This window comes from Pseudomonas sp. NBRC 111143 (genome assembly GCF_001320965.1).
GTDB classification, from domain to species: domain Bacteria; phylum Pseudomonadota; class Gammaproteobacteria; order Pseudomonadales; family Pseudomonadaceae; genus Aquipseudomonas; species Aquipseudomonas machongensis.
The window spans coordinates 1-22,823 of sequence record NZ_BCBT01000016.1 but is presented as its reverse complement, the minus strand read 5'-3'; the positions used below and the strand labels follow the sequence as shown (position 1 = coordinate 22,823).

Sequence of the window (22,823 nt, the reverse complement as noted above, 5' to 3'; positions counted from 1 at the left end):
ATCAGGCGCTGAGCAGCTTGCCGGTGCGAATGGGGGTGGTGCCGGTGACGCGTCCCAGCGGATCGCCAGGGCGCACGAAGCGCACGTCGCGGCGCATGTACAACACGCCAGCGGTGGCGCTGCGGACCGTGGTCACCTCGCCGCTGAGCGGGTCGATCAGGTCGAACATCGGTTCGCCCGGCTGCACCTGGGCGCCCAGGGCAACGCGGTGCACCAGCACGCCACCGACCGGGGCGATGAACTGCTCGCTACCAGCCAGCGGGGTGCCCGGCCACCGAAGTTCCGGCAGCGCTGTCGGCTCGCCGCTGATGAAGCCGGCATGGCACAGGTAGTCGATGATGGCGCCAGCATCCTGTTGCGCCAGGGCGCTATCGACGTCGCGCTGGCCACGGTGCTCGACGGTCACGCAGGCATTGCCCAGCGGGATCGGATAGGCGCCTTGCAGACGCTCGCGCAGGCGCCACCAGATCAGGCTCAGCGCCTCGTCGAACGACAGCGCCTGGGAGTCCACCGACAGCAGCGAAGCCTTCGCGCCAATGTAGCGGGCCAGCGGCTCGACCTGCTCCCAGCTCCATTCGGAGGTGTACAGGTGCATCACCGCCTCACGCGAGCAGTGCAGGTCCAGGACCAGGTCGGCATCGTGTGCCAGCAGCATCAGCCGACGCTGCAACGACGCCATTTCATCGCGCGGGGCGATCGCCTCCAGGCTTTGCTGCCAGGCGGCGCGCACAGCCTTGAGGTTGTGCTGGGCATCGTCGGTGAGTTCCCCTTCCACCCGCTGCAGGATCGCCTCGAGCGGGAAGGGAAAATCACGGTTGTAGTTGCGCCCGCTGGCCAGTTCGAAACGTCCGCTCGGCGCGCCCATGACGAACTGGGCGAGCCCTGCCGGGTTGGCCACCGGCACCAGGACGATCTGTGCCGTCAGCCGGCCAGCCGCCTCCAGCGCCAACAGGCGCTGGCGCAGGTCGGTGGCGACCAGCATCGCCGGCGTTTCGTCGGCGTGCAGGCAGGCCTGGATGTACACCTTCCTGGTGTAGACGTCCGGCCCAAAGTGCTCGCTGACGATCTCGCGTTGGGTGCCGTGGGTGGCAGTGAGCAGTGGATGTGCGATTCGTTTCATACAGAATTCCATGGCCGCGGGCGGCGTCGTTCATGAAGCAGAAGGCAAGCCACCTCCCGCAGGAAACCCGGCGCTACCAGAGCGCCCAGGTGTACCCCACGATGAAGCGGTTCTCGTTGATGTCGTTGGCATAGCTGGAGTTGAGCTGGGCGTTGCGCCAGCGCAAGGACAAGCCCTTGACCAGGCCGGACTGCACCACGTAGCCGATATCCAGGTCGCGCTCCCACTCACGGCCCTGCTCGCCGACCAGCTTGGTGGTTTCGATCCCCCAGCCCTGGGCGTAGCGCATGCCGAAGGTCAGGCCCGGCACGCCGAGGGCGGCGAAGTCGTACTCGTAGCGGGCATGCCAGGCACGCTCGTTGGTCTGCGAGAAGTTGACCAATTGATACTCGGTGAACAGGTAGGTGTTGGCGCCATCGACATACGGGAACGGGGTGTCGCCGTACTGCTTCTGGTAGCCCACGCCGAAGTTGTGGCCAGCCCACTCGTAGCTGAAGCGGGTGCTCAGCGCGCGGTTGTCGACCTTGCCGGCCAGGCCTGCGCCGTCCTTGTCGGCATCCCAGTAGCGCAACTCGCTGCGCACGGTGCCGGGGCCGAACTTGAAGGCATGCTTGAGGCCGAAGAAGTGCTGCTGGTAGAGGCGCTCGAGCTCGCCGTAGTAGTAGCTCAGCTGCAGGTCTGGCAGCAGGTTGTAGTCACCGCCCGCGTAGCGGAACTGATTGCTGGTGGCGGCTTTGTAGGCGCCGTTCTGGGCGGTCATGCTCATGGTTTCGCGGTCGGTCGACTCGCGGTCACGCATGCGGTCGAACTGACCCAGGCCCAAGGTCAGGTTGGAAATGTCCTTGGAGCTGACGGTCGCGCCCTGGAAGGTCTGCGGGAACAGGCGGCTGGTGTTGGGCTGCAATACCGGCAGCTTGGGCACCTGCTCGCCGACGCGCAGCTCGGTCTTGCTGATGCGCACCTTGCCGGCCACGCCGAGCTTGGAGTACTCGTCGGCGGCACGTCCGTCACTGCCCTTGGGCAGCAGGCCGGTGCCGGAACGGTCGGGGCTGGAGTCCAGCTTCACGCCCAGCATGCCGGTGACATCCAGGCCGAAGCCGACGGTGCCTGGGGTGTAGCCGGAGATGAAGTTGAAGGTGAAACCCTGCGCCCATTCGTCACGCTTGGACTGCTTGGAGGCCTCGCGGTAGTCGCGGTTGAAGTAGTAGTTCTTGGTATCCAGGTTGGCGCTGGAGTCCTTGAAGAAGTCGGCCATGGCCGCCCCCGGAAGGACCGTGACGACGCTCGCGCCCATCAGGATTGTCTTGAAATCTCGGTTCATGTCTGTGCTCCCCACCTTCTTGCTTTTTTCGTTGTTGGATGTTTTGAAGGCATGACTTCCCCCTGGGCGCTCAACCGGGGGTTGGCGCCATCCGAGGAAGGTGAATCAAGGTTTGTGGATCAGCTCCTCGCAGGCGTCTGGCGCAGCCTGAAACCGCCACCTTCGAGCTTCTCCAACGGGCACGACGCTGCCAGCAATTGCCGGGTATAGGCATGCTGAGGGCGATCGAAGATCTCGTCGCGCGGCCCGATTTCCACCACATCGCCCTGGCACATCACCGCGACCCGGTGAGCGATGCGCTCCACCGCTGCCAGATCGTGGGAGATGAACAGGCAGGCGAATCCGTACTGCTTCTGCAGGCGCTCGAACAGCTCGAGGATCTGCTTCTGCACGGTCATGTCCAACGCCGAGATCGGCTCGTCGGCCACCACCAGGCTGGGCCTGCGCACCAGCGCCCGGCCGATTGCCACACGCTGGCGCTGGCCACCGGACAGCTCGTGCGGCAAGCGGTCGATCAGGCGCTCCGGCAGGTTGATGTCGTTCAGCGTCGCCAGCACCCGTGCGCGACGCTGGGCCGGGCTCATGTCCGGCACGTGGCGCAGCGGCTCGGCGAGAATCTGGCCAATGCTCATGCGCGGGTTAAGCGAGGAGAACGGGTCCTGGAAGATCATCTGGCATTGCAGGCGATGGCTGCGATTGGCCGCCTGGGCAATGTCGTGGCCCTGGAAACGGATCTCGCCAGCGCTGGGCTTGACCAGCCCGACGATGGCCCGACCCAGGGTAGTCTTGCCCGAACCACTGCCGCCCACCAGCGCCAGCGTCTCGCCCGGCGCGATGTGCAGGTTGGCGCCATGCACCACGCGCCGCGCCTCGCTCTTGCGCCACATCCGACGCGGGCCGGGATAGGCGATCTGCACGCCATCGATCTGCAACAGCGGCGCGTTGGCCTGCGGCAGTGGCGGCAACTCACCACGGCTGGGCAGCGCTTCGAGCAACTGACGGGTGTACTCGGCACGGGGGTTGAGCAGTACCTGGTCGATCGGGCCCTGCTCGACCTCCTTGCCATTGCGCATCACCACCACCTTGTGTGCATAGCGTGCGACCAGCGACAGGTCGTGGCTGATGAACAGCACCGCGGTGCCCTGCTTGGCGGTCAGCTCGAGCATCAGCTTGAGCACATCGAGCTGGGCCAGGCAGTCGAGCGCGGTGGTCGGCTCGTCGGCAATCAGCAGCGCCGGGCGCAGCAGCATCACCGAGGCGAGCATGATGCGCTGACGCATGCCGCCAGAAAACTCGTGAGGGTAGGCCTGCAGGCAGCGCTCGGCGTCGCGGATGCCGATGTCGCCGAGCATCTGCAGGCATTTCTGGCGAATGGTCTGCTCGTCGAACTCGGTGTGCAGGCGCATGCCTTCGGCCATCTGCTCGCCGATGCGCAGTGCCGGGTTGAGCGACACCATGGGTTCCTGGAACACCATGCCGATCTTCGCCCCGCGAATCTCGCGCAGGGCTTGCGGGCTCAGGCTGCCCAGGTCCTGGTCCTGGAAGCGGATGCTGCCACCGCATACCCGCATCGGCGGCGGCAACAGGCCGATGGCGGCGCGCGCGGCCATGGTCTTGCCGCTGCCGGACTCGCCCACCAGCGCCACGATCTGGCCCGGGGCGATGTCGAACGCCAGGTCATCGACCACCACCGGGCCATCGACACCGGCGCGGATCTTCAGGCCCTCGACGGCCAGCAAGGGTTGGATCTGGCTCATTGCAGCGTCCTCATGCGCGGATCGAGGCGGTCGCGCAGGGCGTCGCCGGCAAGGTTGAAGGCCAACAGCGAAAGGGCAATGCACATGCCGGGGAACAGCCCCAGCCAGCCCGCGGAGGCAATGAAGGGACGGCTGGCAGCAAGCATGTTGCCCCAGGTCGCAGCGGGTGGCGGCACGCCCAGGCCAAGGAAGCTCAGCGAGCTTTCGGCGAGGATGGTCCAGCCGAACATGCTGGTGGCGATCACACACACCGGCGCCACGCAATTGGGCGCGACATGGCGCAACATGGTGTACAGCTCGGAGTTGCCGATCACCCGCGAGGCCTCGACGAACTCGCGCTCGCGCAACGACAGCACGCTGCTGCGCACCACCCGCACCACCGACGGCGTGTAGGCGATGCTCAGGGCCAGGATGATGCCGTACTGGCTCGGGCCGATGATCGCCATCAGCGCCAGCGCCATGAGAATCCCGGGGAAGGCCAGCAGGGTGTCGTTGATCATCATCAGCACCCGGTCGACGTTGCCGCGCAGGTAGCCGGCGAGCAAACCGAGGATGGTGCCGCAGGTCACCGCGACGATCACCGTCAGCAGGCTCACCCACAGGCTGGTGTGTGCGCCGACCATCAGGCGGCTGAGCACATCGCGGCCGTATTCGTCGGTGCCCAGCCAGTGCGCGGCCGAAGGTGGCTGCAGGCGCGTCAACAGGTCCAGGCGCACCGGGTCGTGGGGCGTCCAGACCAGGCCGAGCAAGGCCACCAGGGTCAGGATCGCCAGCAGGGTCAGGCCGACCAGCGCGTTCAGTTGCAGCGGCCGACGGCGACGAGCGCGCGGTGCCGGCGTGGATGACATGTCCGCAGGGGACAGGGTCGGAGTCTGAGGCTTGCTCATAGCTTCACCCTTGGGTCGAACAGTGGGTACAGCAGGTCCACCCGCAGGTTGACCAGTACGAAGATGAAGGTGACCAGCAACAGGCAGCCCTGCAGCACGGGATAGTCGCGACCGAAGATCGCATCGACCATCAGGCGCCCGATGCCAGGCAACGTGAACACCGTTTCCAGCACCGCGATACCGCCCAGCAAGTTGCCTAGGATCAGCCCGATCAGGGTCATGGTCGGGGCGAAGGCGTTGCGCAGGGCGTGCTTCCACAGCACTGCGCTTTCCGACAGGCCCTTGGCCCGGGCATGGGTGATGTATTCCAGGCGCAGCACCTCGATGGCGTTGGCCCGGGCCATGCGGGTGATCGCACCGATCTCCACCAGGGTCAGGGTCGCCACCGGCAGGATCATGTAGCGCATCGACTGCCAGGCGTCCTGGTCGAAGCTCACGTAGCCCACGATCGGCAACCAGCCCAGCTTGATGCCGAAACCATAGAGCAGCAGCAGGCCCAGCCAGAACGACGGGATCGACAGCAGCAGAGTGGCCACCGCCACCACCGACAGGTCGAGCGAACCGTTCTGTTTCCAGGCCGCCAGCATGCCGGCGGGCACCGCGATCAGGCTGGCGAGCAGCACGGCGATCAGCACGATGCTGGAGCTGACGCCGAAGCGCTCGAGCATCATCGGCAGCACTGCTTCGCGGGTGGTGATGGAATGGCCCAGGTCGCCACTGAGCACGGCCTTGAACCAGATCACGAATTGCACCGCCATCGGCTGGTCGAGCCCCAGGGCCTGGCGAGTGCTCGCCAGGCTCTGTTCGTCGGCCATGTCACCGAGCATCAGCAGGGCCGGGTCGCCCGGAATCAGCCGAATGATGGTGAACACCGCTACCGCGATCAGCAGCAGGGTCGGGATCGCCATGCCCAGCCGCTGAAGGATGTACCGAAACATGTCAGCTCTTCCCCTGGTTATCGAGGCTGATCATCCACAGGCGCGGCTTGGACACCGGCCATGGACGCTGGCCCTGCACGTACTCGCGGGTCACGGTGATGGCATTGCCGTTGTACAGCGGGATCAGCGGCAGGTCGCGCAGCATGTCCTTGTGCAGCTCGTCGAACAGCGCCTGGCGCTTGGCCGGCTCGCCTTCGCGGCGGGCTTCGGCGATCAGTTCGCGGGCCTTGGCGTCATCCCAGACCTTGCGCGGCTCCTTGCTCTTGTCGCCGGCGGCAGCGTCGTAGTTCAGCGCCGGGTCCAGGCGCTCGGAATAGGTGGAAACCATCACTTGGTAGTTACCGCTCTGGTAGCGCTCGAGCTGGGTGCCCCATTCCATGGTCTGCAACTGGATGTTCAGGCCGACCTGGCTGGCCATGGCCTGCACATAGACGGCGATGTCGAACATGTTCGGGTAGCGCTTGTTGGTGATCAGCTGGATCGGCTGGCCTTTGTAGCCGGCCTCCTTGAGCAGCCGTTTGCTTTCTTCGGGCGAGTAGCCCCAGCCCTTGTCCTGCGCCGCGGTGTGGTAACGGCTGCCCAAGGCGACCATCGAAGGGTTGGGCTTGGAGCGGCCTTCGGTCAGCGCGGTGACGATGGTGCTGGTGTCCAGCGCGTGGGCCAATGCCTGGCGCATGCGCACGTCGGAAAACAGCGGGTCCTTGGTCTGGAACAGCACGGCGCTGGTCGACATGGTGGTGCTCGCCGAGATACGCACGCCAGGCAGCGCTTCGAGCTCCTTGGCTTCCAGGGCACTGACGTCGTTGAGCATGTCGACGTTGCGCGACAGCAGCGCAGCCTTGGCGGCGGCCGGATCCGGGATGATGGTCATGTGCACGCGGTCGAGGGTGGTCGACTTGTTGCCGGTATAGCCATCGGCAGCCTCGTCGCGCGCCTTGTATTCGGCGAAACGGTCCAGGTCAACGTATTGACCCGGCTTCCAGGTCGCCAGCTTGAACGGGCCGGTGCCGATCGGCGTGGTCCATTCACCATTGACCACCGAGTCGGGGTGCATGATGCCGCTGCCACCGCACTCGGGCAGCGCCATGCTCGCCAGGAACAGGGCGTTGGGCTGGTCGAGGGTGAAGACCACGGTCTGCGCGTCCGGGGCCTTGATATCGACGATCTTCGCGCCGCTGTGGCCGTCGAACGACGCGGTGCAGCGCCACTGGGTGGCCGGGTCCATGTAGCGCTGCCAGGTCCAGAGCACTTCCTTGGAGGTCAGCGGCTTGCCGTTGTGGAAGGTGACGCCGTCGCGCAGCTTGAAGGTGTAGGTCAGGCCGTCGTCGGAAGTGACGACTTCCTTGGCCAGCAGCGGGCCGACGCTTGCGTCTTCGCGGAAGGCGACCAGGCCTTCGAACAGGTGCAGCACCACCGCATCGGAGTTGGTGTCGCGGTTGACGCCTGGCTGGGTGCTGCGGATGTCGGCGTTGAGGGCGACATTCAGGGTGTTTTGTGTCTGAGCGTTGGCGCAGATGGAGGCCATCAGGCCAGTCATCAGAATCAGAGTCTTGTTCAAGTTATTCCCCTCGGGCTCGAGATCCAATGCAGTCGGCGGCAGAGTCATGAAAGGTTGCGCCCCGATCCGGGAACTCGTTGTTGTTGTTATGACCGTGGCTCTGGGGTGACGTACGCCCGAGGCCCGGTAGCGATGCCTGGCGCATCCTGTCTCAGGTGGCGTCGCTGCGTAAGCACACAAATTCCGATCATGAGTGGCATAGCCAATCACGCTGATCGCAGACTTGCCGTGCACCCCTGCCAAAATCGTTCGGCAAAGGCCATGCTGCGCTGGTCATAACGGGCCCTTCGCCCGGAAACACCTGATCCAATAAAGCTATCGGGATCAGCAAAAGCGCACTGACGGCAAATTCGATCGCTCTCTAACATGGCCGCATCAAGCACGGCCCCCACGCACCCTGCGGAGTTCGAACAATAATGACCCTGACCCACCTGCGCGCCTTCTGCTCCGTGGTCGACATGGGCAGCTTCCGGGCTGCGGCCCGCGCACTGAACATCGCGCAAAGCACCCTCACCCAGTCGGTCCAGGCGCTGGAGCGCGAGCTCGGCGGCCCGTTGCTGCACCGCACCAACCAGGGCATCCGCCTCAGCGACTCCGGCCAGCGCTTCATCGCCCACGCCCGCGCCATCCTGATGGACTGCGACCGCGCCGTGGCTGACGTCCGTGCCCTGGTCGAACCCCAGGGCCATGTAGCCCTGGGCGTCACCTCCGAACCGTTGGCCGAACTGCTGGTGCCGGTGTTCGAAAGCTTTACCTCGCAGCACCCGCAGACCCGCCTCGAGGTGACCAGCGGTTCGACCAAGATCCTCATCGAGAAACTGCGCGAAGGCCGCCTGGACTTCGCTCTGTGCGCCCTGCCCGCCCACGTCGATGAAATCGACCTGTCCATCCAGCGCCTGCACGCGTCCCGCGCCGGGGTGATCGCACGCAAGGATCACCCGCTGCGTGATGCCCGCTCGGTACGCGACCTGACCCAGTGCAAATGGATCAGCGTGCGCCGCGACGGCCTGGTCGGCGGCACCGAGGGCCGCCTGATCGAGCTGTTCCGCGCCCACGGGCTGGGCATGCCGAAGATCGGCATCACCACCGAATCGCTGCTCGAGACCCTGCACATCGTCGCCGAGACCGACTACCTGACCATCGAGCCGGCGATCATTCCGTCGCTGAAACTGTTCTCCTCCTCGCTGGTGAAGATCCCCATCGAGGAGCGCCTGAGCCACCGCGACGTGGCCCTGATCACCCGCAAGAACGCGACGCTGACCAGCGTGGCCCAGGTCTTCATCGGCATGCTGGTGTCCTACAGCCGATTGGTCCACCCGCGCACCGCCGACTGAACAACGTCCCGCATCATGAGGAATACCCATGCCCCAGCCAATCACCGCCGATCAGCCTGCCGCCCATGACCTGCCCCGTGGGCTGCCCTCCAGCGTCGGCATCGACGGCTTCGAGGTCGCCGCCTTTCTCGAGGCGGTGCAACAGGCCGGGCTCGAACTGCACGGGGTGATGCTCGAGCGCGACGGCGTGCTGGTGGTGGACGCCTGGCGCTGGCCGTACGATTCGCTTACGCCACGGGTGACCCACTCGATCACCAAGAGCTTCACCGCCTGCGCCATCGGCCTGGCCATCGGCGAAGGGCTGCTGCGCCTGGACGACCCTCTGACAAAGTTCTTCCCGCAAGCGGCGGCAGGTGCCACCGACCCACGCGCAGCGCAGATCACCGTCGAGCACCTGCTGACCATGCGCACCGGCCACGGCGGCAACACCTCCGGCTCGATCTGGCGCGGCATCGACGGCAGTTGGGTCGAGGAGTTCTTCCGCATCCCGCTGACCAGCGCGCCGGGCACCGACTTCGTCTACACCAGTGCCGCCAGCTACATGCTCTCGGCGGTGCTGACCCAGGTTGCTGGCGTCACCCTGCACGACTACCTCAAGCCGCGCCTGCTCGAGCCGCTGGGCTTCGAGGCGCAGCACTGGGACATCAGCCCGGAAGGCATCAGCCCCGGCGGCAACGGCCTGACGGCGCGGCCTGTGGATGTCCTCAAGCTGGCCATGCTGCACCGTGACGGCGGGCGCTGGAACGGCGAGCAGGTTCTGCCGCAGGCGTGGGTGGAGGCGGCAACGCGCGCCCAGGGTGGCGAGGGCAGTCGCTATGGCTATCACTGGTGGACCGACCGCCCGGCGAACGGCTACAGCGCCGTGGGCGTGTTCGCCCAGATGGCCGCCGTGATCCCCGGCGAGCGCGCCACGCTGGCAGTATTCGGCGCGATGGAGAAGTCGGCGCAGGTGACGCCCTTCATCGATCGTCATCTGAGCGCGGCGCTGCGCGGTGAACAGGCTGGGGCCGCAGGTGACGAACGGCTACGCGAGGAGCTCCAGCGTTTCGCCGAAGAGCAACCACTGCGCTCGCTCGCACGTCCGACCCAGCCGCTCCCTGCACGGATGAGCTTTGCGCTCGAGGCCAATCCGTATGGCATCGAAACGCTGAATCTGTTGCAGGCCGGCGAGCGGTTGGTGATGGAGTGGGTAGAGGCGACGGGCAGCGAGCGCATCGAAGCCGGGATCGATCATTGGGTCGCGGGCACCAGCTCGTTGCCGGGGGCACAACTGCACCATGGCTATGCACTGCGTGATGCACCGGTGGTGGCGACGGCGCGCTGGGTGGCGGCAGATCGACTGGAGCTGGAATGGGTGTACCCGCGCTCGGCATTCCGCGATCGGGTGTACCTGAGCTTTGCAGGCGAACGGGTTTGCCTGGAGCGCAGCGTGAACATCAACAGCGGCATCCGTGCCTGGGAGCCGCTGTATGGAATGAGCACCCACAACCCGACCCGACACGTGTAGCAGCAACTGTCTTGCTCAAAATCTATAGACCAGCCCAATCCCTGTGGGAGCGGGCAAGCCCGCTCCCACAGATGCTGCGCCGGCCTCGAAATCACAGGCTCAACCGTACTGCGCCTGAAACCGCCCGACCGTCTCCAGCAGAAAGCGATCCAGCACTCCAGTGTCGCTGCGCTCGCCACGCGCCACCTCGACCGTGTCGGCCCGCGCCAGCTCGGCCTCGATGAACCGATGCAGCACGTCATCCCGCGGCCCGTGCTGCGTCTCGCCCGCCCGGCGCTTGCGCTCGAGCAACTGATCGATCGCCTGGCGCACATCTGCCTCATCGACGGTTCGCTCGAGCAGTGCCGTGAACGCAGTCGGAGGCATACCCAGGCCCTGGTCGATCCAGCGCACCGCCAGCAACGGGCGGATCACGTAGAGGTACTTCTTCAGCCGCACCGTGTCACCCAACAGATAGCCGCGCAGGTTCTTGCGGGCCATCGACAGGTAGTGGTGGCGCACAGCGCGTGGCGAATAGAACGCACGAGCCAGCGCGCCCAGTTGCTCACGGGCCTGCTCGTCGGCCCGGTACACCAACGGCGAGCCCAGCCACTCGAGCAGGCTCGGATTGGCACCTCGCAGCAAACGCAGTGCCTTGCGCAGCTCCCAGCCACTGACGTCCAGCTCATCGCTCAGGGGTCGCTCGATCACATCGCGTGGCTCCTCCACGCGCAGGTACCACTCGGCACGCTGCACATAGACGAAACGCACGTCGTAGTCGCTGTCCGGCGAGGCGAAGCCCCAGGCGCGGCTGCCGGACTCGCAGGCGTACAGCACAGTCACGTCATGCTCGCGCTCGATGCGCTGCAGTTCTTCGAGCACCCGCATGCGCATGGCGTCGGACAGTGGATGTGGGTCCTCCTGGTACATTTCTTCACTCCTTGTCAGGGCGCCCCTGGCGCCTGCTTCAACCTTTCACACACACCACCTGACGCAGGGTGTGCACAACCTCCACCAGCTCGCGCTGGGCCTGCATGACCGCATCGATATCCTTGTAGGCCATCGGAATCTCGTCGATCACACTCTTGTCCTTGCGGCACTCCACATGGGCCGTGGCACGCTGCTGGTCCTCGACGGTGAACAGGTTCTTGGCCTTGGTCCGGCTCATCACCCGCCCTGCACCGTGGCTGCACGAGCAAAAAGCCTCTTCATTGCCCAACCCACGGACGATGAAGCTCTTCGCGCCCATGGAGCCGGGAATGATGCCCAGCTCACCCTTCTGCGCCGATACCGCGCCCTTGCGGGTCACCAGCACTTCGCGCCCGAAGTGTTGCTCACGCTGCACATAGTTGTGATGGCAGTTGACCGCCTCCAGGCTGGCCTCGAAAGGCCTGCCCAGCACCTTGCGGGTCGCTGCCACCACCGCCTGCATCATCAGTTCGCGATTTTGCCGGGCAAAGTCCTGCGCCCACTCCACCGCCTCGACATAGTCGGCAAAATGCCGGCTACCTTCCTCGAAATAGGCCAGGTCCTTGTCCGGCAGGTTAGCCAGGTGCTGACGCATGTCGGCCTGGGCCAGCCCGATGAACAGGTTGCCAATGGCATTGCCCACCCCACGCGAACCGCTGTGCAGCATGAACCAGACGCGATCGGCCTCGTCCAGGCAGACTTCGATGAAGTGGTTGCCGCCGCCCAGGGTGCCGAGGTGGCTGCGGTTGTTGGTCTTCTCCAGTTGCGGATGTTTGTCGGTGATCACCTTGAAACGTCCGGCCAGGCGGCCCCAGGTCTGGTCGGCCTGGCTCGGCACTTCGCCCCAGGCGCCCTGGTCACGACGACCGAACGTCTTGCCATGGGGCACGGCCTTCTCGATGGCACTGCGCAAGCCATGCAAGTTGTCCGGCAGGTCGCGCGCGTGCAGCGAGGTGCGTGCGGCGATCATGCCGCAACCGATGTCCACGCCAACCGCTGCCGGGATGATCGCACCCACGGTGGGTATCACACTGCCGATGGTCGAGCCCTTGCCCAGGTGGACGTCCGGCATCACCGCAAGGTGCTTGAAGATGAACGGCATGCGTGCGGTGTTCATCAGTTGCCGACGCGCGTCGTCCTCGACCGGCACGCCATCGGTCCACAGTTTGATCGGCTTGCCGCCGGCCACTTCCAACAGGTTCATGTCCTTGTTCCTCGTGTTCGATCAGCCTGCCCTGAGGCTGACCAAGCCATTCAATACCTGATCCAGACCACCGAATACCGAGATCCGGTCGATGCGTTCGGCCACCCGCTCCAGGGTTTCCAGCTCCTTCAGGCGCAGGGCCGTAGGGCTGCCTTCCATCACCTTGGCGGTGTTGAGCAGCGAGCGCGTCGCCTGGGTTTCCTCACGGCGACGAATCACGTTGGCCTGCGCCGCCTTTTCCGCCTCCACTACTTGCGCCAGCAGGGTCTTCATCTCGCCCGGCAGGATGATGTCGCGCACCCCGAGGCTGCTGATTTCCAGACCGCTGCCCGGCAGTTGCGTCTGCAGGTGGCGGCTGATGCTGTCGTCGATGAACTGCTTGTCTTCCAGCAACTCGTCCAGGGTCCGAGTCCCCACTGCGGCGCGCAGACCGAATTGCAGTTCACGGTACAGGTGCTCCACCGGTTTGCTGAAGCGTGCATGGGCCATCAGCACGTCGGCGTAGCGCCAGTTGGCGACCAGGTTCAGACGCAGGTTCACCTTGTCGCGGGTAAGGATTTCCTGGCCGCCGACCTCCAGCGCCTGCACACGGGTGTCGACGGTTTCCACCGTTACCTGGCTGCCGCAGCGCCAGAAGCCATACTGCCCGGCTTCGAGCAAGTCGAACACGGCGCCGTCGATCTTCAGCACGCCGACATGGAACGCCGGCACGCTGACCAGCAACACATGTTCAAGGCCGGCCATGCCCGGACGGTTCAATCGTGCGAGCAATGCAGGCGCCACGCGCCGTCCGCCACTCAGGTCGACTCGCTCCAGGGTCTGCCGGGCCTGGCCCTTCCAGTACAGGCGACGGCTGTCAGGTGCCAGCAGCTCGACCAGCCGACCGTCCTCGAAACGCAGGCCCAGCTCATCCTCGCCCAGGTCCATGCGCTCGAAATACTGCTCGATCAACTGCGGCTGGTGCTGGCGCAGGTAGCCTGCCAGCGGATGGTCGAACAGCGGGGAATTGAGGCTGAAGGTCTGCACCGTCAGCCGGTCGCGCCAGTCGACACGCGAATACTGCCCAGGCTCGAGGATGGCCTCGAAGTCGCCTTCATCGAGCAGCAGGCCACGTTCGTTCTTCTTCACGACAAAGCGTTTGAACAATTTCATCTTTCTATCCTTTTCATCCATATCCAGGGTTGCCGGTGGTGCCGGCACACCGGGCACTGCGGGCGAGACCTGGCGGAGTCAGGCACCGTGAGCAAGGCTCAGGCGGCGTCCTTCGTTGCGCCAGGTCCGGCCGGCAGGCCGGGTGGGCCGGCGGTGGTGCAGACGTCCGTGGCCGTCGAGGGGCCATCCTGGCCCTGCTTGCCTGACCTGCACCGCACCAGCGGGTGTTACGTTCACAGCTACCGTAGGAGGGTAGTGCCGGGGCTTCCCGGCGAGCGTCTGCGCAGCCGTTTCACGGGTACTGCACAGGGCGACCGGTCGCTGCAGCGGCGGCATGCACGACACCGACACCTGAGTGGGTACGTGCACCAGCGGGGTCTCAACCCCTTGCCCTTGGGCCTGCCTGGCGATTCGGTCGAGAGGGATATCGCGAGCGGCGTGCCAGCTTTTGGAGACTGCTCGAGCTATTTATTAAATAACTGATTTTTAACGATTTATTTTTTAAATCTGGTTTGCTGGCAATTTTAGTGGCCGCAGGAAACCCGGTCATTCATATATACTTGGATAAGACTTTATCTTCTGGGATAACTCCATGAGCAAAGCCCGTGTTGCCATCGGTTTTCTCGGCACCACCCTCGACCGCAATGGCAAGGGCGCCGCACGCTGGAACCGCTGGCGCCCCACGATCGGCCTGTGCCGCCAGTCAGACCTGCCGCTCGATCGCCTGGAGCTGATTCACGGCCCCGGCGTACGTGACGTCAGCCTGGCCGAACGCATCCGTGCCGACGTCCAGCAGGTGTCACCCCACACCGAGGTGCGACTGCACCCACTCAGCCTGCGTAACCCATGGGATTTCGAAGAGGTCTATGGCGCCCTGCACGACTTCTCCAGCGGCTACCCCTTCGACACCGAGCGCGAGGACTACCTCGTGCACATCACCACCGGCACCCATGTCGCGCAGATCTGCTGGTTCCTGCTCACCGAAGCGCGCTACCTGCCCGCGCGCCTGGTGCAGACCTCGCCCTCACGCAAACACGACGAAGCCAGCGACCCGGCCGGTATCGCCACGCTGATCGACCTTGACCTGTCGCGCTACGACCTGATCGCTTCGCGCTTTCGCCACCAGCAGGTCGAGGCGCAGTCGCTGCTCAAGTCCGGTATTGCCACGCGCAACGCGGCATTCAACCGCACCATCGAACAGATCGAACGCGTCGCCCTGCGCTCGAAGGCACCGATCCTGCTGGTCGGGCCTACCGGCGCCGGCAAGTCGTTCCTGGCCCGGCGCATTCACGAGCTCAAGCGTGGCCGGCACCAGTTGCAGGGGCGGTTCATCGAGGTCAACTGCGCGACCCTGCGCGGCGATGGCGCGATGTCGGCCCTGTTCGGCCATGCCAAGGGCGCCTTTACCGGTGCGCAGAACGCCCGCGATGGCCTGCTGCGCGCTGCCGACGGCGGCATGCTGTTTCTCGACGAGATCGGCGAGCTAGGCGCCGACGAGCAGGCCATGCTGCTCAAGGCCATCGAAGAGAAGCGCTTCTTCCCGCTGGGCTCGGACCGCGAAGTGCAGAGCGACTTCCAACTGATCGCCGGCACCCATCGCGACCTGCGCGCCAAGGTCGCCGAAGGCTCGTTTCGCGAAGACCTGTTCGCCCGTATCAACCTGTGGACCTTCGCCCTGCCGGGGCTTGCGCAGCGGCGCGAAGACATCGAGCCGAACCTGGACTTCGAGTTGCAGCGCCATGCCCGCGAACAAGGCCGGCAGGTGCGTTTCAACCTGGAGGCCAAACGCAGCTACCTGGCCTTCGCCCACGCCAGCGAAGCCCGCTGGGCCGGAAACTTTCGCGAGTTGTCGGCCTCGATCACGCGCATGGCGACACTGGCCGACAGCGGGCGAATAGACGAAGCCCTGGTGACAGAGGAGATCGAGCGCCTGCGTCATGCCTGGGGCCTGGAGGCCGAGAGCGAGCCGGTACTGGCCGGACGCGAACTGGACCTGTTCGACCAGGTGCAGCTGCAGGCGGTGATCGACGTTTGCCGCCGCGCAGCAAGCCTGTCCGAGGCCGGGCGCCAATTGTTCGCTGTGTCGCGCCAGGAGAAGGCCAACCCCAACGACGCCGATCGCCTGCGCAAGTACCTGGCGCGGTTCAGGCTGGATTGGCAGCAGGTGAAGGGTCAGGGGTGACAGCTAGGCCGTAGGACGTTTCCCAATCTGAAACCAAATGCTTCGAGTCAAGCAGGCTTGGGAAGTATCCTACGCGCCTTGCCGAAGCTTCTCTGTTGTCGGGAAATCACCTCAGGAATAACGTCCCTGGGTCGCGATGTTTGCGGCCGGGTGTGAGAACCCGTTGATGAGTAAACGAGCATGTCTTTATGGCAGCCGCGCGCGGGCAGACTTCGGTCTGGCCGAGTTTTCTTTGCTCCCTCGGTTTTCTCACCCCGCGCGCGGCCGCCACCCAAAATCCTTGAGAAAGATGTGGCGGCTCCCTTGCACCAAGGAGTAAAGCCATAAAAAAGATCGTCCCCGACCCACCTCTCCTGACTGCAGGCCTGGAAACTTTCAATGAATCCGGCAACCCGCCTGTGGACATGTTCCGCATCCTGCCCGGCATTCCCGCCGAACACGCCTACGACGAAGTGATGAACCTGCTTGCCTGCATCCGCCACCTGCTGCACGAAGGGCTCATGGAGCAGGACGCCCGGCTGCTGACCGCCGCCGACTACCTGAGCGCCTTTGCCAAAGCGCTGATGACGGATGTCGAGCGCGGCAGGCTGCACTGATCTGAGGGCAACTGTCTGACCCAAAATTTAAAGTTCAGCCCAATCCCTGTGGGAGCGGCGGTTCGGCGTCCCGACTAGTCCCGCGATCGGGCGCGCAGCGGCCGTAAAACCAGGCCCCGAGGTGTTTCAGGAAAAGATAGTCGCCTGGATTGCGGCCGCTGCGCGCCCGATCGCGGGACAAGCCCGCTCCTACAGGGATCGAGGGGGAAGCGGGCATCGACTTAAGCAGGGCTTGCCAGCAAACGGTCGGTTTGCGGTATGCTCCCCCGGTCTTCAGGGCGGGGTGAAAGTCCCCACCGGCGGTAAATCGAAAGATAAGCCCGCGAGCGCCCCGGCCATGCCGGGGGTCAGCAGATCTGGTGAGACTCCAGAGCCGACGGTCATAGTCCGGATGAAAGAAGGCGCAAGCGCGGGGCCATCGGGCGCCCTTGCGCGCGCATTTTGTTCGCCCCGAGACGTTCATCGATCATTCACGAGGAGCGTTTCATGTCCACCTTGCACCACTCGAAATTCCCCAACGTCACCGCCGCCATCGCAGCCTTCCAGGCCGGGCGCCCCGTGCTGCTGCTCGACGACGACGATCGCGAGGACGAAGCCGATATCGTCGCCGCTGCCGAAAACCTGTCGCTGCAGACCATGGCCATGATGATTCGCGATTGCAGCGGCATCGTCTGCCTGTGCCTGGACGAAGCTACGGTCGATGCGTTGCAGCTCGCACCCATGGTGCAGAACAACCAGGCCCGCCACGGCACCGGCTTCACCGTCACCATCGAGGCGGCCGAGGGTGTGAGCACCGGCGTGTCGGCCCAGGACCGGATCACCACCATCGAGGCCGCACTGCGCTCGACCGCCGAGCAACGTCACATCGTCAGCCCTGGCCATGTGTTCCCATTGCGTGCGCGTGATGGCGGCGTGCTGACCCGTCGCGGCCATACCGAAGGCTCGGTGGACCTGGCGCGGCTGGCCGGGTTGCGGCCAGCCGCGGTGCTGTGCGAGCTGATGAACCCCGACGGCAGCATGGCCCGGGGCGAGCAGGTGGCCGTGTATGCGCGCCAGTACAACCTGCCGGTAGTGACCATCGAGGAGCTGGCGCGCTATCGCGAAGCAATGCTGGAGCTTGAGGCACAACCCGCCTGATCTGCAGCGCGGCTCTTTGGTAGGTGCGGGCTTGCCCCGCTCCTACCAGTACAGCACTCAGCGCAGCCCCAGTTGCCCCTTGAGATAGGCGTACAACATCGCCGCACTCTTGCGATAGCCCTCGGCAGTCAGGTGCACCAGGTCTGGTCGCCCCAGGCCGCTGGCCTGCCAGGCGACAATCGAGCACGGCCCGCCCATCCCTGCCTGCCAATCCCAGAACAGTGCCTTGTACTTCTGCGCCGCCTGGCGCTGGATGCGGATCACGCTCGCCAGCGGCTGCGGCTGGCGAGCAGCGCAACTGGCGGCCTTGCGCTGCTTGATCGAATCGGGCGGTCCGACCAGCAGGATGGCCGCCTTGGGCATTTCCTGGCGCAACCGGGCCAAGGTGGCCTCCAACTGCGACTGGTACAGGGCAAGATCGAGCTTGTCGTCGAAGGCTTCGTTGGTGCCATAGGCCAGGATCACCAGGTCAGGCCGCAGCGCCTTGAGCGTGCCTTGCCAACCCGCCTGCCACTTGTCGACCACCTCCAGCCGTGCGCCGTTGATACCCAGCGACGAATAGGTGACCCCGGCGTTTTTCTGGCCCTGGATATACCAACCACCCAGCGCCACGCCCTGGACACCCTCCACACTCAGTTGCACCGGCAGGCCGAGATTGATGAAGGCTGGGCTGAAGCGCCACTCACCGTTGGTGGCCGGCAGCATGCGGCGCTGGCTGCCGTTGGCCACCAACGTGCTGCTGCGCGTTGCCTGATACAGGGCCGAGATCCGGTAGCGTTGTGCGTCGGGGTCGCGGGCCTGGATCTTCAAGCCGGGGCGATCGACCACCGGCAACGACAAGTAGCCACCCAACGGAAACTGGCTGCTCTGCTGGTTGCGCGCAGAAACCAGTTCCCACTGACGGCGCTCGCTGGTGACGATCACGCGGTCGTTGCGAATTCCCGGCACGGGCGAAGCCGGCACCAGGCCAATGCCACCGTCGCCATAGCGGGCCTGCAGCAGCTTGCGCAACTCACCGCTGAACAGGTCGGCAGCGGTGTGCGAATCCCCCAGCTGGACGATGGAAACGGGCGCACGGCCGGCGTTGCGGAACTTGCCGGCGAGCAGCGCGAGGTTGCCGTCGTCGCGCACATTGGCGACAACGGCGGGCTTGGCCGCAGGCTGGGGTGGCGCGCTGGCGCCGGTGCTGCACGCGGGCAAGGCGCTGATCAGCAGCGCCACGCCCAGCAGGTGATGCCATAGGCGCATCTCAATGTCCTGTTGCAGTCAGGACCGGGAAGCTGATCAGTGACAGTACCTGCGCGGCGATCATCTTCTGGCCCGTGATGGTGAAATGAATGCCGTCGTCGACCCGGACCTTGACCCGCTTGCCCTCCGGCGTCTGCACCGTATACGAGAACTGCTCGTCGGGATAGCCGAGAATCGGGTTGGCCGAGACGTAGTGCTGGCCGAATTGCTTGGTGCGCTCCTGATAAAGGCCACTGAGGTAGCTCATCGCCGTCGACAGCCGCGACTTCTCCATGTTCGGCGGGCCGACCCAGATCACCTGGACATTGTGCTCGCGGGCCTGCTCGAGTATCGCGTCGATGCGCTCACGGTAGGCCACTTCCCACTCCGGCGACTTGAAACGCAGGAACGGCTTGCCCTTGCCCTGGGGCATGTCCCACGGGTCGTTAGGGCCGAGGAATACCACCATCAGGCGGACCTTCGGCGCGCTGGCGAGCGTGTCGGCGACGGTCTTCGGCCAGTTGAAGAAGCCCGGGTAGGCAAGCCCGGTGCTCTGCCGACTGAGGTTGATGGTGTGGATCTGGTAGCGCTTGCGCAGGCTGTTGGCCAGGTGCGGGGCGACGCCCTGCATCAGCGAGTCACCCACCAGGAACACTTCATCGCCCGCCGCCAACGACGCCAGGGTGCCCGGTGCGACCATCTGCGGCAGCGGTGGCTTCACGACCACGGCAGCGGGCGGTGGTGCCAGTGCCAGTGCCGGTGCCGGTGCCGGTGCCGGTGCCGGTGCGACAGGGTGCGGGGCAGCTGTAGCGACATGCTCAGGCCTGGCCACAGGCGCCTGCAGATCGACACTCACCACCGGCATCGGCGGCGGCAGTTCCACCACAGGCTCTGTACTCGCCACCGCAACCTGCCCGTTGAGGCTGTCGAGGAAGCTGTCACGGCCCTGCTCCAGCGCTGTGGTCAGGCCCGCGCCCAGGCGCCAGGCTGGCAACTGCCCCAGCACCGGCAGTTCGCAACTGTCGTGATACTTCTGCTGGCAATACAGGCTGATCGAGTCCTGGTTCAGCCAGAACAGCAGGCCTGTGGCGACCACCATGGCATACAGCGTGCGCGCCGCGCCCATCTGCACCCGGACCAGCTGACGGATATCAGAAGCTTGCATAGATGAACCCCGGCACACCCGATTGCGACGCGAAGATCACCAGCGACACGAAGATCGCCAGTGGCAGTGGGTACAGTTGCCAGGGCAGGCGCTGGCTAGCTACGAAGCCCTGGCGCAGGGACGCCAGCCACTGTGGATACGTGGCGACGTACAACACGCAGGCCAGCAGCGCTACACCGGTGGCCGAGTCGAGCCCGGCCAGGCTGACCTGGGCGATATCGCCAAGCATCTCCCAGGCGCCATCCAGGGTTGGGCTGCGGAAGAAGATCCAGGCGAAGGCGACGTAGTGGAACGTCAGCAGGCGCGCCAGCAGCCCGCTGCCCGGCAGGCGCACAAAGCCTGGGCACAACTGCTCGAACAGCTTGTACAGCGCCAGCCCCACCCCATGCAGCGCACCCCAGAGAATGAAATTCAGACTCGCGCCGTGCCACAGCCCGGAGATCAGTATGGCCAGCAACATGTTCAGGTTGCCGCGCCACACCCCTTTGCGATTGCCGCCCAGGGGGATGTAGATGTAGTCACGAATGAAGCGCGACAGGCTGATGTGCCAGCGCCCCCAGAACTCCTTGAGATTGCGCGCGGCATAAGGCGCGTTGAAGTTCTCCGGCAGGCGAAAACCCAGCAGCAGGGCGATGCCAGTGACCAGGTTGGTATAGCCGCTGAAGTTGAAATAGATCAGGAAGCTGTAGCCATAGACGCTGAGCAGCACCTGCTCGGGCGTGAAGCTGCCCGGAGTTTCGAATACCGGATCGACCCATTGGCTGCCCAGCCAGCCGCTGAGCAGGAACAGCTTGACCACCGCCAGGGCGATCAGGCCAAGCGCCCGCTGCGGCTCCAGCACTTCACGCATGGCCTGCGGGCGGATCTGCGGCAGCAGATGCGCCGCGCGATTGACCGGCCCTGCGATCAGGCTGGGGAAGAAGGCGAGGTACAGGGCCAGGTCCAGCGGCGGCGCCGAGGCCATCTCGCCGCGGTTGATCGACACCAGGTAGCTGACCGAATGGAAGGCATAGAACGAAAGGCCGATCGGCACCAGCAGCTCGAGCACCGGCAGCGACACCTCAAGCCCGACAGCCGTGAATGCGCCCTGCACACTGGCGGCGAAAAACTCCTGGTACTTGAAGAGGTAGAAACACCCCAACACCAGCGCCAGCAGTAAAACGCCATTGAACCAGCGGCCGGGCTGGCGCGCAGCCAGCAACCCCAGCAGATACACCAGCACGCTGTAGCCGAGCAGGATGTATAACGATTGCAGGCTGAAACTCGCCACCAGGCCGTAGCTGGCCGCAAGCAGCAGCAGGTTCTGCAGGCGCAGGCTCCAGCACAGGCTCCAGTAGACAATGAAGAAGAGCGTGAAACAGAGGCCGAATTCGATCGAAAGGAAGCTCACAACGTAGTCCGTTACGTGACGTCGAGAAGAAGATGGCCCAAGGCTATCAAGATGCCCAGGCCAGAGCGCGCGGGATTATGGCAGAGCCCCCATGGGGTCACAATCCGACCACGTCTCAAATTGCAATAAGAAACTTCTGAAGCAAGTGCAACAAAATACTACCAACGGATTGCCTCCTGGGAGGTACCGTAATTTGCTCCCCCCGCCCCGCTCTGCTAGTGTCGCGCCGTTAAAAACGCCACCGAGACAGTCGCCATGGCCCGCAAGAAAACCTCCATCGATTTCGAACAATCCCTCGCCGACCTGCAAGCCCTGGTCGAGCGCCTGGAGACCGGCGAGCTGTCGCTGGAAGAGTCGCTGGCAGCGTTCGAGCAGGGGATCGCCCTGACCCGCGACTGCCAGGGCGCGCTGGCCCAGGCCGAACAGAAGGTGCAGATCCTCCTGGAGCGTGACGGCGAACTGGCCGCCGAGCCCTTCGACGCGGAACCGCAGGAATGATCAACAGCTACCAGAGCGCCTGCCAGGCGCGCGTCGACGCCGCCCTCGAGCCGCTGTTCGTGGCGCCGTCCAAGGAGCTCGAACGGCTCTACGCAGCGATGCGCTACAGCGTGATGAACGGCGGCAAGCGTGTACGCCCGCTGCTCGCCTACGCCGCCTGCGAAGCCTTTGGCGTTGCGCCCGAGCAAGCCAACGGCGCGGCCTGCGCGGTAGAGCTGATCCATGCCTACTCGCTGGTGCATGACGACCTGCCAGCCATGGACGACGACGACCTGCGCCGCGGTCAGCCGACCACCCACAAGGCATTTGACGAAGCCTGCGCGATCCTTGCTGGCGATGGCCTGCAGAGCCTGGCCTTCAGCGCGCTGCTCGATGCGCACCTGAGCCCGCAGCCTGACGCCATCCGCCTGGCCATGGTCCAGGCCCTGGCCAAGGCCGCAGGCCCGGCCGGCATGGTCGGCGGCCAGGCCATCGACCTCGGTTCGGTCGGGGTCAAGCTCGACCAGCAGGCCTTGGAATACATGCACCGGCACAAGACCGGCGCACTGATCGAGGCCAGCGTGCGTCTCGGCGCCCTGGCCAGCGGCCGTGCCGAAGCCACCCAACTGGATGCCTTGCAGACTTATGCACAGGCCATCGGCCTCGCGTTTCAGGTGCAGGACGACATCCTCGACGTCGAAAGCGATACCGCCACCCTGGGCAAGCGCCAGGGCGCCGACATCGCTCGTGACAAACCAACCTACCCCGCCCTGCTCGGCCTGGATGCCGCCAAGGCCTATGCGATCGAACTGCGCGACCAGGCGCTGGTCGCACTTGAAGGGTTCGGCGAAAGCGCCGAGCCGCTGCGGGCGCTGGCGCGCTATATCGTCGAGCGCCGCCATTAAGCGTTGATGCCAATCCCC

19 protein-coding genes and 1 riboswitch are annotated in these 22,823 nt (G+C 65.1%); of the genes, 7 read left to right on the top strand and 12 right to left on the bottom strand.

Annotated elements, in window-relative coordinates:
• Position 1: 1 nt before the first annotated feature.
• The 6 genes from APH44_RS11270 to APH44_RS11245 form a co-directional block, all read right to left on the bottom strand.
• A complete protein-coding gene (locus tag APH44_RS11270) occupies positions 2–1,120 on the bottom strand; it encodes a succinylglutamate desuccinylase/aspartoacylase family protein (protein ID WP_054892772.1) in 1,119 nt (372 codons plus the stop codon).
• Between the two features lie 73 nt (positions 1,121–1,193).
• Positions 1,194–2,441, bottom strand: coding sequence for an OprD family porin (locus APH44_RS11265; protein WP_054892771.1), 1,248 nt, complete (start codon positions 2,439–2,441; stop codon positions 1,194–1,196).
• Between the two features lie 119 nt (positions 2,442–2,560).
• Complete coding sequence (locus APH44_RS11260; RefSeq protein ID WP_054892770.1) at positions 2,561–4,198, bottom strand: ABC transporter ATP-binding protein; 1,638 nt, start codon at positions 4,196–4,198, stop codon at positions 2,561–2,563.
• On the bottom strand, positions 4,195–5,085 hold the full coding sequence (locus APH44_RS11255; RefSeq protein ID WP_081255193.1) for an ABC transporter permease: 891 nt from the start codon (positions 5,083–5,085) through the stop codon (positions 4,195–4,197). The genes APH44_RS11260 and APH44_RS11255 overlap by 4 nt, the downstream gene beginning before the upstream one ends.
• Positions 5,082–6,023, bottom strand: a complete 942-nt coding sequence (locus APH44_RS11250) for an ABC transporter permease (protein ID WP_054892769.1) — start codon at positions 6,021–6,023, stop codon at positions 5,082–5,084. The genes APH44_RS11255 and APH44_RS11250 overlap by 4 nt, the downstream gene beginning before the upstream one ends.
• A 1-nt stretch (position 6,024) precedes the next feature.
• On the bottom strand, positions 6,025–7,581 hold the full coding sequence (locus tag APH44_RS11245; RefSeq protein ID WP_054892856.1) for an ABC transporter substrate-binding protein: 1,557 nt from the start codon (positions 7,579–7,581) through the stop codon (positions 6,025–6,027).
• 416 nt (positions 7,582–7,997) lie between these two features.
• Between APH44_RS11245 and APH44_RS11240 the strand changes: the two genes are divergently transcribed.
• Both APH44_RS11240 and APH44_RS11235 read left to right on the top strand, forming a co-directional pair.
• Entirely contained in the window at positions 7,998–8,915 is a 918-nt protein-coding gene (locus APH44_RS11240) for a LysR family transcriptional regulator (RefSeq protein WP_054892768.1), read from the top strand.
• Between the two features lie 28 nt (positions 8,916–8,943).
• Positions 8,944–10,422 (top strand): serine hydrolase, encoded by a 1,479-nt coding sequence (locus APH44_RS11235; RefSeq protein WP_054892767.1) that lies wholly within the window; start codon positions 8,944–8,946, stop codon positions 10,420–10,422.
• 99 nt (positions 10,423–10,521) lie between these two features.
• On the opposite strand, the gene APH44_RS11230 is transcribed toward APH44_RS11235, so the two are convergent.
• From APH44_RS11230 to APH44_RS11220, 3 genes are read right to left on the bottom strand one after another with little or no spacing between them, the layout of a single operon-like run.
• Entirely contained in the window at positions 10,522–11,331 is an 810-nt protein-coding gene (locus tag APH44_RS11230; RefSeq protein WP_054892766.1) for a nucleotidyltransferase domain-containing protein, read from the bottom strand.
• Between the two features lie 37 nt (positions 11,332–11,368).
• Positions 11,369–12,574 (bottom strand): RtcB family protein, encoded by a 1,206-nt coding sequence (locus tag APH44_RS11225; protein ID WP_054892765.1) that lies wholly within the window; start codon positions 12,572–12,574, stop codon positions 11,369–11,371.
• A gap of 21 nt (positions 12,575–12,595) precedes the next feature.
• Positions 12,596–13,726 (bottom strand): slipin family protein, encoded by a 1,131-nt coding sequence (locus APH44_RS11220; RefSeq protein WP_054892764.1) that lies wholly within the window; start codon positions 13,724–13,726, stop codon positions 12,596–12,598.
• A gap of 592 nt (positions 13,727–14,318) precedes the next feature.
• Between APH44_RS11220 and rtcR the strand changes: the two genes are divergently transcribed.
• The 3 genes from rtcR to ribB all read left to right on the top strand — a co-directional run bounded on the left by rtcR (position 14,319) and on the right by ribB (position 17,641).
• The gene (gene rtcR / locus APH44_RS11215) at positions 14,319–15,908 is read left to right on the top strand and encodes an RNA repair transcriptional activator RtcR (protein WP_054892763.1); all 1,590 of its coding nucleotides are present in this window, start codon (positions 14,319–14,321) and stop codon (positions 15,906–15,908) included.
• Positions 15,909–16,231: 323 nt separating this feature from the next.
• Positions 16,232–16,504, top strand: coding sequence for a DUF3077 domain-containing protein (locus APH44_RS11210; RefSeq protein ID WP_082421015.1), 273 nt, complete (start codon positions 16,232–16,234; stop codon positions 16,502–16,504).
• 265 nt (positions 16,505–16,769) lie between these two features.
• A riboswitch (FMN riboswitch) is annotated at positions 16,770–16,911 on the top strand.
• 79 nt (positions 16,912–16,990) lie between these two features.
• Entirely contained in the window at positions 16,991–17,641 is a 651-nt protein-coding gene (gene ribB, locus APH44_RS11205; RefSeq protein WP_054892761.1) for a 3,4-dihydroxy-2-butanone-4-phosphate synthase, read from the top strand.
• Between the two features lie 57 nt (positions 17,642–17,698).
• On the opposite strand, the gene APH44_RS11200 is transcribed toward ribB, so the two are convergent.
• From APH44_RS11200 to APH44_RS11190, 3 genes are read right to left on the bottom strand one after another with little or no spacing between them, the layout of a single operon-like run.
• Entirely contained in the window at positions 17,699–18,889 is a 1,191-nt protein-coding gene (locus tag APH44_RS11200) for an SGNH/GDSL hydrolase family protein (RefSeq protein WP_054892760.1), read from the bottom strand.
• A 1-nt stretch (position 18,890) separates the two neighbouring features.
• Complete coding sequence (locus APH44_RS11195) at positions 18,891–20,033, bottom strand: SGNH family hydrolase (protein WP_054892759.1); 1,143 nt, start codon at positions 20,031–20,033, stop codon at positions 18,891–18,893.
• Positions 20,020–21,423, bottom strand: coding sequence for an MBOAT family protein (locus tag APH44_RS11190; RefSeq protein ID WP_054892758.1), 1,404 nt, complete (start codon positions 21,421–21,423; stop codon positions 20,020–20,022). The genes APH44_RS11195 and APH44_RS11190 overlap by 14 nt, the downstream gene beginning before the upstream one ends.
• Positions 21,424–21,678: 255 nt before the next feature.
• Between APH44_RS11190 and APH44_RS11185 the strand changes: the two genes are divergently transcribed.
• The gene (locus tag APH44_RS11185; protein ID WP_054892757.1) at positions 21,679–21,921 is read left to right on the top strand and encodes an exodeoxyribonuclease VII small subunit; all 243 of its coding nucleotides are present in this window, start codon (positions 21,679–21,681) and stop codon (positions 21,919–21,921) included.
• Positions 21,918–22,805 (top strand): (2E,6E)-farnesyl diphosphate synthase, encoded by an 888-nt coding sequence (ispA, locus tag APH44_RS11180; protein ID WP_054892756.1) that lies wholly within the window; start codon positions 21,918–21,920, stop codon positions 22,803–22,805. Before APH44_RS11185 ends, ispA begins: the two co-directional genes overlap by 4 nt.
• Positions 22,806–22,823: the final 18 nt, after the last annotated feature.